At 59.4% G+C, this 13,691-nt stretch carries 13 protein-coding genes; 7 read left to right on the top strand and 6 right to left on the bottom strand.

Annotated elements, in window-relative coordinates; translation table 11 throughout:
- Nucleotides 1–10: 10 nt before the first annotated feature.
- Nucleotides 11–2,407: a putative bifunctional diguanylate cyclase/phosphodiesterase gene (locus HF949_RS00215; protein WP_292897466.1), complete on the bottom strand. Its 2,397-nt coding sequence runs from the start codon at nucleotides 2,405–2,407 to the stop codon at nucleotides 11–13.
- Nucleotides 2,408–2,451: 44 nt separating this feature from the next.
- On the bottom strand, nucleotides 2,452–2,979 hold the full coding sequence (locus HF949_RS00220) for an oxidoreductase (RefSeq protein WP_292897468.1): 528 nt from the start codon (nucleotides 2,977–2,979) through the stop codon (nucleotides 2,452–2,454).
- 273 nt (nucleotides 2,980–3,252) lie between these two features.
- Here HF949_RS00220 and HF949_RS00225 point away from each other — a divergent pair, with 273 nt between their 5' ends.
- Nucleotides 3,253–3,609 carry a 6-pyruvoyl trahydropterin synthase family protein gene (locus tag HF949_RS00225; RefSeq protein WP_292897470.1) on the top strand — a complete coding sequence of 119 codons (357 nt, stop codon included), beginning with the start codon at nucleotides 3,253–3,255 and terminating at the stop codon, nucleotides 3,607–3,609.
- Between the two features lie 65 nt (nucleotides 3,610–3,674).
- Here the strand turns inward: HF949_RS00225 and tlpA are convergent, their stop codons facing one another.
- Nucleotides 3,675–4,355, bottom strand: a complete 681-nt coding sequence (gene tlpA / locus HF949_RS00230) for a thiol:disulfide interchange protein TlpA (RefSeq protein ID WP_292897472.1) — start codon at nucleotides 4,353–4,355, stop codon at nucleotides 3,675–3,677.
- A gap of 32 nt (nucleotides 4,356–4,387) precedes the next feature.
- On the opposite strand from tlpA, the gene argH reads away from it, so the two are divergent.
- The 4 genes from argH to HF949_RS00250 all read left to right on the top strand — a co-directional run bounded on the left by argH (nucleotide 4,388) and on the right by HF949_RS00250 (nucleotide 10,094).
- Nucleotides 4,388–5,809: an argininosuccinate lyase gene (gene argH, locus HF949_RS00235; protein ID WP_292897474.1), complete on the top strand. Its 1,422-nt coding sequence runs from the start codon at nucleotides 4,388–4,390 to the stop codon at nucleotides 5,807–5,809.
- A 36-nt stretch (nucleotides 5,810–5,845) separates the two neighbouring features.
- Nucleotides 5,846–6,049, top strand: a complete 204-nt coding sequence (gene lptM / locus HF949_RS00240) for an LPS translocon maturation chaperone LptM (RefSeq protein WP_292897476.1) — start codon at nucleotides 5,846–5,848, stop codon at nucleotides 6,047–6,049.
- Between the two features lie 74 nt (nucleotides 6,050–6,123).
- The gene (gene lysA, locus HF949_RS00245; protein ID WP_292897478.1) at nucleotides 6,124–7,395 is read left to right on the top strand and encodes a diaminopimelate decarboxylase; all 1,272 of its coding nucleotides are present in this window, start codon (nucleotides 6,124–6,126) and stop codon (nucleotides 7,393–7,395) included.
- Between the two features lie 122 nt (nucleotides 7,396–7,517).
- Nucleotides 7,518–10,094 carry a TIGR02302 family protein gene (locus HF949_RS00250; protein ID WP_292897480.1) on the top strand — a complete coding sequence of 859 codons (2,577 nt, stop codon included), beginning with the start codon at nucleotides 7,518–7,520 and terminating at the stop codon, nucleotides 10,092–10,094.
- Between the two features lie 46 nt (nucleotides 10,095–10,140).
- Here the strand turns inward: HF949_RS00250 and HF949_RS00255 are convergent, their stop codons facing one another.
- The 3 genes from HF949_RS00255 to HF949_RS00265 form a co-directional block, all read right to left on the bottom strand.
- Nucleotides 10,141–10,506 (bottom strand): response regulator, encoded by a 366-nt coding sequence (locus HF949_RS00255; RefSeq protein ID WP_292897482.1) that lies wholly within the window; start codon nucleotides 10,504–10,506, stop codon nucleotides 10,141–10,143.
- Nucleotides 10,507–10,577: 71 nt separating this feature from the next.
- A complete protein-coding gene (gene hpt, locus HF949_RS00260) occupies nucleotides 10,578–11,132 on the bottom strand; it encodes a hypoxanthine phosphoribosyltransferase (protein WP_292897484.1) in 555 nt (184 codons plus the stop codon).
- 67 nt (nucleotides 11,133–11,199) lie between these two features.
- A complete protein-coding gene (locus HF949_RS00265; protein WP_292897486.1) occupies nucleotides 11,200–11,832 on the bottom strand; it encodes a hypothetical protein in 633 nt (210 codons plus the stop codon).
- 169 nt (nucleotides 11,833–12,001) lie between these two features.
- Here HF949_RS00265 and ftsE point away from each other — a divergent pair, with 169 nt between their 5' ends.
- Nucleotides 12,002–12,661, top strand: coding sequence for a cell division ATP-binding protein FtsE (ftsE, locus tag HF949_RS00270; protein ID WP_223021660.1), 660 nt, complete (start codon nucleotides 12,002–12,004; stop codon nucleotides 12,659–12,661).
- Nucleotides 12,654–13,643, top strand: a complete 990-nt coding sequence (locus HF949_RS00275; protein WP_292897492.1) for a cell division protein FtsX — start codon at nucleotides 12,654–12,656, stop codon at nucleotides 13,641–13,643. The genes ftsE and HF949_RS00275 overlap by 8 nt, the downstream gene beginning before the upstream one ends.
- Nucleotides 13,644–13,691 lie beyond the last annotated feature (48 nt).

Consider the following 13,691-nt stretch of genomic DNA (forward strand, 5'->3'; position numbering starts at 1 on the left):
CAGCGACGCTTCAGGCTGCGTAGCGTCTGCGTTTGTGTTCGTCGAGGAATGCGGGAATGTCCTTGGCGAGGATCGGCTTGCTGAAGAGGTTGCCCTGCGCCTCATCGCATCCCATTGCACGGATAATGCGCAATTGCTCTTCCATTTCGACACCTTCAACGACTGTTGTCATGCCAAGCGTGAAAGCCAGATTGACGATGGTCTGCACGATGGCGGCCTGATCCGCGCTTTTGGTGATTTCCTTGATGAAAAGCCTGTCGATCTTCACTTTGTCGAAAGCAAACTTCTGCAGGTAGCTGAGCGATGAATACCCGGTGCCGAAATCGTCGAGTGATATCCGCGTGCCGAGCTGGCGAAGGCGCCGGAGATCCGTATGCAGTTTCCGATTGTCTTCAAGCAGCAGAGTTTCTGTGATCTCGAGTTCGAGTCGGTTCGCCGGCGTGTCGGTGTCAACAAGCACACGCGCTACGGTTTCGACGATATCATCCCGTTTGAACTGCATGGGAGATAGATTGGCAGCAATGCTGATGTCATCGGGCAACGACTTCATTTCCAGACAAACCTGCCGCAAAACCCATTCGCCCAACTGGACAATTGCACCGGTATCTTCCGCAATTCCGATGAATTCGTCCGGCGGAACGGAGCCATGAACCGGATGTGTCCATCGCAACAGCGCCTCAAACGTCGTCACCTTGTTTGTGCCCAGACCGATGATCGGCTGAAAAACCAGATGAAACTGCTCGTCCAGATTGGCTGATCGAAGTTCTGCCTCGAGCGCTCGGCGTCGCTGAAGACGCTTGTTCATCCCCTCCTCATAGAAGCGGAACACACCGCGACCGTCACCCTTGGCCTGATAAAGCGCCACATCGGCCTGCATCAGCAGGTCGTCCGCCGCCTCACGTCCCGGTGCGGCGACGGCGATGCCGACGCTCGCGCCGGTCAGCACCTGGTGTCCTTCAATGATGTAGGGTTCGTCGAGTGCATCGATGAGGCGCTTGGCAAGACTGCTCGCCTGCTCTGGCTTTTCAATGTTGCCCTGCACCACGACGAATTCGTCACCACCAAGGCGCGCAACCGCATCCGCTTCACGCACCGTATTGCGGATCCGTCCCGCCACCGCTCGGAGCAATGCATCACCGACGGGATGCCCGAGCGTGTCGTTGATGCTTTTGAAATTGTCGAGATCGACGCACATGACCGCCGTGGACAGGCCACGTTCGTTGCTGCTGACGAGTATCTCCTCCAGTTGCTCGCGCATCATCAGGCGGTTTGGCAGGTCAGTAAGCGTATCGTGTCGGGCCATATAGGCCACCTGGGCCTGCGCCTTGTGGCGTTCGGTAATGTCTTCGTAGGTGGCCACCCAGCCGCCGCCCCGCATCGGCTGATGCGAAATCAGGATCGTGCGGCCGTCTCGCAGTTCCTGGGTGAGTGTGTCTGAACGGTTCTGCTCAATGAGCCGCGATTGCAAATGCGCAAGCTGCTCCGCCTCGTCCTCTGCACTTGCGCCAGCCTCGACCATATGCCCGATCAGAGCGTTCAGTGAGGTCCCGAGTTTGAGCTGTTCCTGCGTCAGTCCGTAGATCCGCTCCATTTTCTGATTGCTGACAATGAGCCGACCCTCGGCATCGAACATGCAAAGGCCGTGGGACATGTTGTTCAGCGCGGTGTTGAACAACAGGTTCTGGGTGATCAGTTCCTCATTGGCACGTCGAGCCGCCTGAGCACTGTCGCTCAGTTCCGCACTTGTCCGCAAAAGGTCTTCGTTGGTTGCCTTGAGCCGTTGCTGAACGCTGATTTGCAGCCGGTGTTGCCACCTCAGCATCGCTATAAAAATAAAACCGGTGATGACAAGCGAAAGCGCCAACGCAGAGAACAACCAGTGGAGCCTGAGAAGCTCTCCCTGGTCCTTGGCCTGTGCGGTGGCGCCATACTCGTTGGCTTTGGACGCCAGAGCCACCATCTTGCTCTCAAGCGGAGCCGTGAGGTCAAGCGCCAGCTGCGCGTTCTCATGTTGATCGATGTCGTCAATGAAGCCACCGATCTGCCGCAACGCTGAAGCGAGCTCGTCGACTGTCTCCTTGTTTTCAGGCATGACGGAGACAAAGTTCACAAACTCGCCCTGCTCAAAGAGGCTGAGCCTGCTCATCATGATCTGGTAGCGCAGTTCCACATCCTGCTTGCTGGCCTGCGGCGGCTCGACCAACATGGCCGTCAACCTCTGCCGGAAACGCAGAAGTTCGTTCATGCCCTGGCTTGCGCTATAGGCAATGTTGTAGCGAAAGATCTGCGTAAGAGCTTCCTGGCGCTGAAAAACCAGGACTGAAATGTAGAGCGCCGCAACGGCCAGCGCGACCATCCCGATGGACAGCACTGTCTGCACCACGCGCGATGCTGTGCGGCGCCTCATTTTTCTTGTCTCCGGGTCCGACATGGGCAAAGCCTGTCAGACGCCTACCGGACGGTAAAGCGTCGAACCTGCCAAACGGAACGCGAATAGAATTTCTGCGTGTTGATTTCCGGGTCGGAATCATACGGATAAATGATGAAGAGCGGGCCCTTGTCACTGATCGGCATGTAATTCCCATCCCTCTTGTAGGCGAGAATCGTGCCATGCGCCGCAAAGTCTGCGATCGGTACCGGCGCCTGGTAATCGTTCAGCGCGGTAACAACCACCTCTTCACCACTCGCCTCGACGAGGGTCATCAGCTCGGAGAGCAAAGCACCTTCGAACTCGACGACACCGTCGAACCATGGGGTACTGGTCCGGATCTTCGCGGACTTGAGTGCCTCGAGCATTGCCAGATCGAAATCGGCGACACCATCACCATTGGTTGCACCGATATTGCCATCAATCGTCAGGATGACATCGCCCTGCGGTTTTGGCAGAGCGGCATCCTGGGCGAAAGCGGGAGTGACAAACGAGAAGAGCAGAATTGCTGCTACCGCAAACCAGCCTCCCGCGAGCTTTTTATTGTACATTTTTGTGCCTCTTTACTGGCGTAAACCCCAACGCGGCCAATGATAGTGTCGGCTAACCAAACAACAGGTTAACGGCGGGCTCATTTGCAACACATGCCGCCTGCGATTGACACACCACTCAACCGATGACAAAGCTCTAGGCTTAAAGGACTATACATCAGGCGTGCCGGCTCGCATAACGGTCGCAGGTCCAAACGTTTCCCGATGCGGTAGACTACGGGAAATTCAGACGCCCAAAAGCAAGAAATATTTTCGAGATCAGGGGTTTAGGAAGTGGAAACGTACAAAGAGTTCACCTTCGAGGCAGCACACAAACTGGAGCCCTATTCAGGCCTTCACGGTCATTCCTTCAAGGTCTCGGTCCATCTCGTCGGCGAGCCGGATCCTGTCTATGGCTGGGCCGCCAACCTCTACGAAGTAGAGAAGCAGATCGACGAGATACACAAGATCCTCGACCACACCTACCTCAACGACATCGAAGGCCTCTCCGTGCCCTCGCTCGAGAACCTGGCTAAGTGGATCTACGACAAACTCGCGGAAAAATCCCCGGCTCTCCACCGTGTTGAACTGAAACGGGGTGCCGACGGGCAGGCAGAAGGCTGCATTTATCAGCCAGCCAAAGCGGCCTAGGAACCCCTGACAGCCGTTCAGCTTCTTCATCGCAATGTCGGGGAGCAGTGCTCCCCGAGTGCGCGTTAGTCTGAATCCGATAGAGCCGCTTCCACCAGCCGCTCGGCATCCGGGCTCCCCCATTCCGCGGGGCCGTTCATATGCGCCAGCAGACAACCGTCTTCGCCAATCAGCAATGTTACCGGCAGCCCCAGCGCCAGCCCCTGGCTCTTCAGGTCATTGAAGATCTTCATTGAAGCATCCCGGTAATAGGAGAGGGATCTGATACCCGTCTCCTGAAGGAAGGTCGTGGGCTTTTCATCATTGCCACGATCCACATTTACCGCGACAACCTCAAACCTGTCGGAACCCTTTGCGGCCTGCAGCGCGTCGAGTGCCGGCATTTCCTCCCGGCATGGGGTACACCATGTCGCCCAGAGGTTCATCAACACTACCCGACCCGAAAAATCCGCCACCGTCATCCGGTTGCCATCGGGTCCGTTAAACCCGAGGTTTTTGAGAGACCGGGGCGGATCGGCTGCAAGCATCGCCGCGACGTGACCCGTTGCCGCATCGCCCACTGTTTTGGCTTTGGCCTGCTTGGCAGAACAGGCTGCATTGCCGGCCTCGGCAACAATCGGCGTCACCGCCGTGTTGCCATCCAGCCCGCCCTTCACGTATACCGCAATCGCACCCGCGATGGCGCCCGCAGCAACAGCCAGGACGACCAGACGGAGTGCCGGGAATTTTTGTTTCTGCTTCGACATTCTTTTTTCCACACTAGCGCCCGGTTATCATGATGAGCGAAGACCAAGCCAGCAACCGCATGTGGGGTGGACGTTTTGCCTCAGGACCCGATGCCGTCATGGAGGCGATCAACGCATCCATCGGCTTCGACAGGAAGCTTTATACCCAGGACATCCGTGGCAGTCTGGCCCATGCCGCAATGCTGGCGAAGACTGGCATAATTTCGGCGGAAGACGAAAAAAAGATTGTTCACGGGCTGAACACGATCCTGTCAGAGATCGAGGCCGGAAAATTCACCTTCTCCGCGCAGCTTGAGGACATTCACATGAATGTCGAGGCACGGCTGGCGGAGCTGATTGGTCCTGCTGCCGGGCGCCTTCACACCGCGCGCTCGCGCAACGATCAGGTGGCGCTCGATTTCCGGCTCTGGGTCAAGGAAGAGCTGCAGCGCATCGATGCCGCTCTTGGCGGTCTCATCGAAGCGTTTCTCACCCGCGCCGAAGAGCACGCCGCCAGCGTGATGCCGGGCTTCACGCATCTCCAGTCGGCGCAACCGGTCACCTTCGGCCATCACATGATGGCCTATGTCGAAATGTTCGGCCGCGACCGTTCCCGTGTTCGTGACGCCATCGAACGCCTCGACGAGAGCCCGATCGGCGTCGCTGCACTTGCCGGCACAGGCTTCCCCGTCGACCGGCAAATGACGGCCGAAGCGCTCGATTTCCGCGAGCCGACGCGCAATTCCATCGACACTGTCTCGGACCGCGATTTCGCTCTTGAATTCCTGTCGGTCTCGGCCATCTGCGCCACACATCTTTCGCGCCTGGCCGAGGAAATCGTCATCTGGTCAACCCCGCAGTTCGGGTTCGTGCGCCTGTCCGACTCCTTCTCCACCGGCTCTTCCATCATGCCGCAGAAGAAGAACCCGGACGCGGCCGAGCTGATCCGCGCCAAGACCGGCCGTATCAACGGCGATCTCATTGCGCTGCTGACGGTGATGAAGGGACTTCCCCTCGCCTATTCGAAGGATATGCAGGAAGACAAGGAAGCCGTCTTTGACGCTGCCGAGACGCTCGACCTGATGCTCGCAGCAATGACCGGCATGGTCGGCGACATGGAGATCAACACGCAGGCCATGAGAAAAGCCGCTGGTGCCGGTTTCTCAACCGCCACGGACCTTGCCGATTGGCTGGTGCGCGAGGCGGGGCTGCCGTTCCGTGAAGCCCATCACGTGACGGGCCGCGCCGTGGCGCTTGCCGAGGAAAAGAAGTGCGGGCTGGAAAAACTTGCGCTGGAAGACCTGCAGGCGATTAATCCGGCGATAAACGAAGGCGTATTCTCGGTTCTCTCGGTTGGAAACTCCGTCAAGAGCCGGACCTCCTACGGAGGAACGGCACCTGCCGAGGTGCGACGCCAGATACGTTACTGGAAGAAACGTTTGAAACGGGATGCAACCCCCGGCAAAAAGCGCTAAAACGCAGCGCACGCACTTTCGAGGAATGGAACGCTCATGACGGCCCGTCGCACGCTCACCCTTGTCATGCTCGGTCTCGCGCTGGGCCTTGCCGCCTGTGGGCGCAAGGCACCGCTTGATTCGCCCTATGAGGCGGCGGTGGATGCGCGCAAGGAAGCTGAGCGCAACGACCAGCCTGTGCCGCCAGCGCCGGAGAAACCGGTTAAAGACCGCCCCTTCATTCTCGATGGCCTCCTCTAGAGCAGTTCAGAAAGAGCTTGCGCCGCATAGCGGTGTCAGCCCGCGTCCCATTGCGCAGCCGAAAGTATGATGTCGTGAATCATTTCGAATACCGTGACGGCGTGCTTTATGCCGAAGACGTGCCGGTGCCCGCCATCGCGGAAGCCGTTGGCACACCGTTCTATTGCTATTCAACGGCAACGCTGACACGCCATTACCGTGTCTTTTCGGAAGCTTTCGAAGGCCTTGAAGCGCTTGTCTGCTACGCCATGAAGGCGAATTCCAACCAGGCTGTTCTCACCACGCTTGCCCGTCTTGGCGCGGGTATGGATGTCGTTTCGGAAGGTGAGCTGCGCCGTGCGCTGGCCGCCGGCGTTCCCGCTGGCAGGATCCTGTTTTCCGGTGTCGGCAAGACATCGCGTGAAATGGACTTCGCGCTCAAGGCCGGCATTCTCTGCTTCAACGTCGAATCGATGCCCGAGCTTGAGCAGCTTTCTGCCCGCGCCACCGCCCTGGGGCTCATGGCCAACATATCGCTGCGCATCAACCCGGACGTCGACGCCAAAACCCACAAGAAGATCTCCACCGGCAAGGCGGAGAACAAGTTCGGCATCGGCTGGAAGGATGCGCGAGCCGCCTATGCACGCGCCGCCGGGCTTCCAGGCGTGAAGGTGACCGGCATCGACATGCATATCGGCAGCCAGATCACCGAATTGCAGCCCTTCGACGACGCGTTTGCCCTTCTGACGGAATTGACCGAAACCCTGCGCACCGACGGCCACGCCATTGAACATGTGGACCTCGGCGGCGGACTCGGCGTCCCCTATGCGGAAGATGGCGACCAGCCTCCCCTCCCCACCGCCTATGCCGAAGTGGTGCGCAAGCACATGAAGAAGCTCGGCCTCAAGGTCATGCTCGAACCGGGCCGTTTGATTGCCGCCAATGCCGGCGTTCTCGTCTCCGAAGTGATCTATGTGAAGGAAGGCGAAGCAAAGAACTTTGTCATCGTCGACGCGGCAATGAACGACCTCATCCGCCCGACTCTCTATGAAGCCTTCCATTCCATCCGACCGGTCGCCGAGACGCGGAAGGAGGCCGGAAGCATGATCGCCGACGTGGTGGGCCCGGTCTGCGAAACCGGTGACTATCTCGCACTCGACCGCAAGCTTCCACAGCTCAAAGCAGGCGATCTCATCGCCATTGGCTCCGCGGGCGCCTATGGCGCTGTTCAGGCCAGCACCTACAATTCGCGCCCACTGGTGCCAGAAGTGCTCGTGAATGGGGACCGGTTCCATGTGATTCGGGCCCGCCCCAGCCATGAAGAGCTGATCGGTCTTGATTCGATACCGGATTGGCTCACGGATTGAAATGGCACGATACGCGGATCACAATTTCGCGTATCGCCTCGCCTTCGCCCGGTTTGCTGCTATCCTTGTAAAGGACAGGGCGCGCGATTCACGTGCGCTACGGCACCATGCTGAGAGCGTCTATGGCTGAAACAACCCCTGGGCATGAACGCACACGCAGCCGCTTCATCCGGCTTGCCCGCACCCGTTTTGCCACGCGCCTCACCATGACCATGGAGCGCTTCTGGCCGCGCATCCTGCCTCTTCTGGTCGTTATCAGCCTGTTCCTGAGCATTTCCTGGCTTGGCCTCTTTCGGCTTATGCCCGACACTGCGCGCTACGGCGTTGTCGCAAGTCTCGGACTGCTTGGTGTTGCCTCACTCTGGCCGTTGCGAAACTTCCGACGCCCGACGCCCGCAGAGATCGACAAACGCATCGAGCGCGCCAACCAGCTCGCCCATGAACCTGTCGCGGCCCAGTCCGATCACCCTGCAGGAAATCGTGACGGTTTTGCCGAAGCGCTTTGGCGAGAGCACCAAAAACGAATGGCCGGCAAGCTCGTCAATCTCCGTGGCGACCTGCCCAAAACCGGCGTTCCGGAGAGAGATCCCTGGGGTCTGCGCGCCGCTGCCGCCCTGCTTCTGGTGATCGCGGCAGCCTTCTCCAGCGGCCCCTATGGTGGCAGCCTCCTGGACGCCTTCCGGGCGCATGGCGGCGCCGAAGTCGTGCCGCCGCGCGTTGACGCCTGGGTGACCCCTCCCACCTATACGCGCCGCGCGCCGATCTACCTGACGGCCGAAGCCAATCGGGAGACAGAGCACTTCACCGCTCCGCACGGCAGCATACTCGCCCTCCGAGTCACCGGTGGTTCGGGCACAGAAACGCTCTCCTACCTTTCTGCCGACGACACAGAAAGCCCGATCGCCCCGGAGGGCGCTTCCCAGAGCGAAGCTCTGTCGGTGGACACATCCGCCCGGCGATTTACTGCAACATTGACGGAGGACGGAAAACTACGCCTGAAACGCGACGGTCAGGAGATAGAAGGCTGGCTTTTCTCGGTCACGCCCGACAATCCGCCGGAAATCCGCTTTGCAGAAGACCCCAGGCGAGCCGTAAACGGCGCTTTGGAACTCGCCTATGAAATCGAGGATGACTATGGACCGGCGGAAGCACAAGCCCTGTTCGAACAGGCATACAATGCTCCCGATGCACGCCCCCTTTACAGCGCTCCCGATCTGCCTCTGACGCTGCCGCGCCGCGATGGCCGCACCGTTGCCGCAAAAACCTCGCGCGACCTCACTGAGCACCCATGGGCCGGCAGTTCCGTGAAGATGAGCCTGCGCGCCGTGGACGATGCCGGACAGGAGGCGCGAAGCGAGGCAAAGCTCTTCACCCTGCCTGAGCGTACATTCACCAACCCGCTCGCCAAAGCTCTGATCGAACAGCGTCGCACCCTGGCACTCGATGCCAACAAGAAGCCCCGCGTGCTGGCCATGATGGATGCAGTCGTGACCTGGCCCGAAGAAACCCTGAAAGACCTCTCTCAGTTTCTTGGCATCTCCGCAGCACGGTCAAGGCTGGAAACGGCCCAAACAGACGACCAGCTCCGAGATGTGGTGGACTACCTCTGGGAGATTGCTCTCATCATCGAAGATGGCGACCTGACGGCCGCTGAAAAACGTTTGCGGCAGGCGCAAGAGGCACTGAAGAACGCATTGGAGGAAGGCGCAAGCGATGAGGAGATCGCCCGCCTCATGGACGAGTTGCGAAGCGCCATGCAGGAGTTCCTCCGTGAATTCGCCGAACGCGCGCAGCAGAACCCGAACATGGCGCAGCAATTGCCGGAAAACAGCCAGATGCTGAACCAGAACGACCTGGATCGGATGCTCGACCAAATCGAAGAACTGGCCAGGTCCGGGGCCCGCGATCAGGCTCAGGAGCTGCTTTCGCAACTCGAAAACATGATGAACAATCTGCAGGCAGGCCGGTCCCAGCAGGGGCAGTCCGGCAATCAGCAATCGGAAATGCGTCAGCAGATGGACGAGCTCGGGAATCTGATGCGGCGTCAGCAGGAACTGATGAACGAAACCTTCCGCATGGACCAGATGCAGCGCGGGCAGCGAAACGGGGAGGGGCAAGAGGGCCAGGGTCAGCAGGGGCAACAGGGGCAGCAGGACCGGGGTAACGGCCAGCAGCCCGGTGAAGGTCAGGGCATGTCACCGCAGGAGTTCGCCGATGCCATGCGCGGCCTGCAACAGGGTCAGGGCACGCTACGGCAGGATCTGGAAAGCCTCATGAAGGGCCTCGAGGGACTGGGCATCAGGCCGGGTGAAGGGTTTGGTGAAGCCGGCGAAGCCATGGGTGAAGCCGAAGGTGCGCTTGGGGAAGGCGAAGGCGAGCAGGCCGTCGGCGAGCAGGGACGCGCGCTGGAAGCGCTGCGCCGCGGCGCGCAGGATATGATGAACCAGTTGCAGCAGGCCATGCGCGGCGAGCAGGGCGGCGGCGAACAGGGTTTTCGACAAAGCAACAATGGGCGCGACCCGCTCGGTCGCCCTCAGGCGACCACCGGCCCGGATTTCGGCGATTCCGTCGAGGTCCCAGATGAGATCGACACCCAGCGCGCGCGCCGTATCCTCGAAGCAATCCGCAAACGCCTCGGTGATGCCTTGAGCCCCGCGCTCGAAAAGGAATATCTCGAGCGGCTGCTCGACATGCAGTGATCCGCGGCTGGCGCAGATGATGAAGCGCCTTGCCTAACCTGGACGGTCAGGCAGCAAGTGCTTCGCCAACGCGCTGGCGCAGCTCACTCAGCGTGAAAGGCTTGTTCACCACACCCGAGACTGTGCCTTCGAGCTCGACCGCCCGTTCGCGCTGGTCCGCGTAGCCGGTCATGAGAAGCAGCCGAAGTCCAGGAAACGCGTCTGCGACGGCGCGTGCCATCTCAATGCCGTCCATTGCCGGCATACGGATATCCGAAAGGACGAGGTCGTAGTTTCCCGCCGTGGCATTGATCCTCTCAAGTCCCTCAAGACCGTCACCCGCGGTTTCCACGGTGTGACCGGCAGCACTCAACGCGCGGGCGGTAAAATTACGGACGGACTCATCGTCCTCGACGATCAAAAGCTTAGCCATGGCCTGTTTTCACCTGATCCGATTACGCTTCGGTAAACGAGCCAGCCATCACTTGTCTAAAATATTGCCGCTCAGCTATCACTATTGGCATCGCCTTTGACGACACCGACAAAAGGCAACTCACGAAAAGCGTGGGCCACGTCCATTCCGTAACCGACCACAAAGTAGTCCGGGCATTCAAAGCCGACGAAGTCGGCATCGACTTCCGTTTGCCGCCGCGAATGCTTGTCCAAAAGCACAGCGATTGAAACCGACTTGGCTCCCCGCGAAAGCATCAATTCGCGCGTATGCTTGAGCGTCTTTCCCGATTCCAGAATATCGTCGATGAGCAGCACGTCGCGGCCGCTCACATCATTATCGATATCGCGCAGCACCTTGATCTCGCCGCTTTCCGTTCCGGCGCCGTAGCTGGAGATCATGATGAACTCCACTTCCGGCGAAATGCCGACATCGTGCATGGCGCGGATCAAATCCGCCGCAAAGATGAATGACCCCTTGAGAACGGAGATGACGAGCAGATCGTCATAATCGCGCGAAGCGATGTCCTTGGCGAGTTCCAGATTGCGCCTGGCGATCGTCGAGGCTGAAAACAAAACCTCGATCTCCTTGCCGCGAACAACAGGCATGGGCGGCGAACTCCTGTCAGGGCACTTCCGGTGATTCTCATTACCCGGAACCGCGAAACCAGATGATCTATGACGTATGAAACGTCACAGAGACGGACTTGATCCCTTCCCTAGGCGCGACAAGCCGACTGGAGAAGGGAAAGCGCGCGCCCGGACCGAGATGCTGGGTGTTTGTCCCCAAAAAATAGCGCGTTGTCGAGCCGTTTTCCGTGAGAACGTTGATCGAGATCGGCGGAAGCAGCACGAGACCATCGCCACCGTTGAGTGCGGCCCCGTCAACGATGAGCATGGCATTGTCTCCCTGCCGCTCCACCCGTGATGTCACATCGACAAGCTGAAGAACCTGTTGAGGCTGATGGGATGCAAGAACATTCAGTTCCCGAACAAGGCTGTGCCCTCCGGATATCCAGAAGGCTCCGACCGTGATCAGGGCCCCGAACAACCAGAAGGCCGGCCCGGCACGTGAGTTCTTCTGTCGCGCGCTCTGACCGCCTGTTCTGAGCATATCGAGCCCTGCCACAACCTGTTCGGTCGAAGGCCTGGACACAGACGCAGGGGTGGTGGGGGCGGCAGCAATAACTGTTTCGAAGTCTGCATCAACCGCCTCACACGCTGCCGCGCCCAGGGGCTGCGCGTGCCGCACCGGGTCGGGCATCATGATTTCACCCGAAACGGGGCGTGTGCTGTCAGAGTGCCTCATGCAGGCAGACTGTCCTTTCGTGATCCACCTTTCCGGGGTAAATGGAAATGGTTAATGCTTCGCCATCACGCATATCAAGCAAGAGTTAACTTGCTATTAACCATGCGGGTTGATGGTCTGGCAGCATGCGTCCAGGCAGCGTCCGCCACTCACAGAACGCAGGTTCCACGTGATTCGATTTGAAAATGTCGGCCATAGATATGGGATGGGTCCGGAAATTCTCCGTGACGTCTCCTTCCACCTGCCCGAACGTTCCTTCCAGTTTCTCAGCGGCCCTTCCGGTGCCGGCAAAACAACGCTGCTTCGCCTGCTCTTCATGTCTCTTAAGCCGACACGCGGGCTAATCACCATTTTCGGGAAGGATCGCTCCGCGATCACGCGAACCGAACTACCGCTCCTCCGGCGCAATATCGGCGTCGTGTTCCAGGACTTTCGTCTGCTTGACCATCTTACCACCTACGAGAACGTAGCGCTCCCTCTGCGTGTACGCGGGCGGGAGGAATCCACTTATCGCAGCGATGTAATCGAGCTGTTGAAATGGGTGGGACTGGGTGAACGCATGCATGTGCTGCCTCCCATTCTCTCAGGCGGAGAGAAGCAGCGCGCAGCCATAGCCCGTGCGCTTATTGAGCAGCCACGGATCCTTCTGGCCGATGAGCCGACCGGCAATGTGGATCCGCAATTGGCTCGCCGCCTGCTTCGGCTTCTTATCGAGTTGAATCGTCTCGGCACCGCCGTTCTCATCGCCACCCACGATCTCGGCCTGATGGATCAGGTGGACGCACGCCGCATGGTTTTGTCCGGCGGAAGGCTCGAAATCTATGACTGAGACCAAGCGCCTCCTGAAAAATCTCGGCGCGCGCCTCAGTTCCGGCGCGCGCGGGGCGGTCTCTCGCAAGCAGATGCCTATCGTGCCTCCGGACAATGTGGCCGGCCGCGCCATGGTTCTTGTCATAGCGATCATGACATTTCTGTCCTGTCTCACGCTGGGCGCGGTAACCCTCGTGCGGGATACGGCGGCAACCTGGCAGACGCAGATCGCCCGCGAGGCGACGATCCAGATCAAGCCCGAGGAAGGGCTCGACATGGCATCCGCACTGGCCCAGGCGCGCGATATTGCCGCAGGCTATCCCGGGGTCATCGATGCGACTGTCGTCGATGCTCAAGCCACCGCCCGTCTTCTGGAGCCATGGCTTGGCACCGGTCTCGACATCGAGAGCCTCCCCGTGCCGCGACTGGTGATTGTTACCATCGATCCTCTGTCGCGTCCCGATTTTGCCGCCATGCGCTCGCAGTTGCAGGAGACCGTGGCAAACGCCACCCTGGACGACCATCGTACATGGGTCGATCGATTGGTCGCTATGGCCCGAACCACGGTAACGATCGGCATGTCGGCCCTCGCACTCATGCTTTCGGCCACTGCCCTTACTGTGATCTTCGCCACCCGTGGTGCCATGGCAGGAAACGGCCACATTATCGAGGTGCTGCATTTCGTCGGCGCAGAAGCGCCGTTCATCGCCTCCCAGTTCCGGCGCCACTTCCTGCTCGCCGGCATGAAGGGTGCAGCGGCTGGCGGAATCGGCGCAATTCTCGTTTTCATCGGCTTTTATTGGTGGTCTTCCCGGAACATGGCCACCCCGGAAGCCGATCAGGCGAATGCGCTTTTCGGAAATTTCGCGATCGGCCCCTCGGGTTATATCGGGGTTGGTGCCATCGTCGTCGTTATTGCTGTTCTGACGGCAGCGACCACCCATGTCACCGTGCTATCCTATCTGAAAAACGTGGACAGCACTCATCCCGACAGCATGTAGGGCTCGGCAGCATGTAGAGAGAATGCGGCTATCGCTTGTTGACCAGTA

Origin of the sequence: Nitratireductor sp. (assembly GCF_017794765.1) — a bacterium.
Classification (GTDB): Bacteria; Pseudomonadota; Alphaproteobacteria; order Rhizobiales; family Rhizobiaceae; genus Nitratireductor.

Coding starts and splice junctions, on each gene's coding strand:
- hpt (WP_292897484.1), bottom strand. CDS start 11,132: ATGCCTGTTGTTCGCGGCAAGGAGATCGAGGTTTTGTTTTCAGCCTCG.
- HF949_RS00250 (WP_292897480.1), top strand. CDS start 7,518: ATGGCTGAAACAACCCCTGGGCATGAACGCACACGCAGCCGCTTCATC.
- lptM (WP_292897476.1), top strand. CDS start 5,846: ATGACGGCCCGTCGCACGCTCACCCTTGTCATGCTCGGTCTCGCGCTG.
- HF949_RS00265 (WP_292897486.1), bottom strand. CDS start 11,832: ATGAGGCACTCTGACAGCACACGCCCCGTTTCGGGTGAAATCATGATG.
- tlpA (WP_292897472.1), bottom strand. CDS start 4,355: ATGTCGAAGCAGAAACAAAAATTCCCGGCACTCCGTCTGGTCGTCCTG.
- argH (WP_292897474.1), top strand. CDS start 4,388: ATGAGCGAAGACCAAGCCAGCAACCGCATGTGGGGTGGACGTTTTGCC.
- HF949_RS00220 (WP_292897468.1), bottom strand. CDS start 2,979: ATGTACAATAAAAAGCTCGCGGGAGGCTGGTTTGCGGTAGCAGCAATT.
- HF949_RS00275 (WP_292897492.1), top strand. CDS start 12,654: ATGACTGAGACCAAGCGCCTCCTGAAAAATCTCGGCGCGCGCCTCAGT.
- HF949_RS00215 (WP_292897466.1), bottom strand. CDS start 2,407: ATGAGGCGCCGCACAGCATCGCGCGTGGTGCAGACAGTGCTGTCCATC.
- HF949_RS00255 (WP_292897482.1), bottom strand. CDS start 10,506: ATGGCTAAGCTTTTGATCGTCGAGGACGATGAGTCCGTCCGTAATTTT.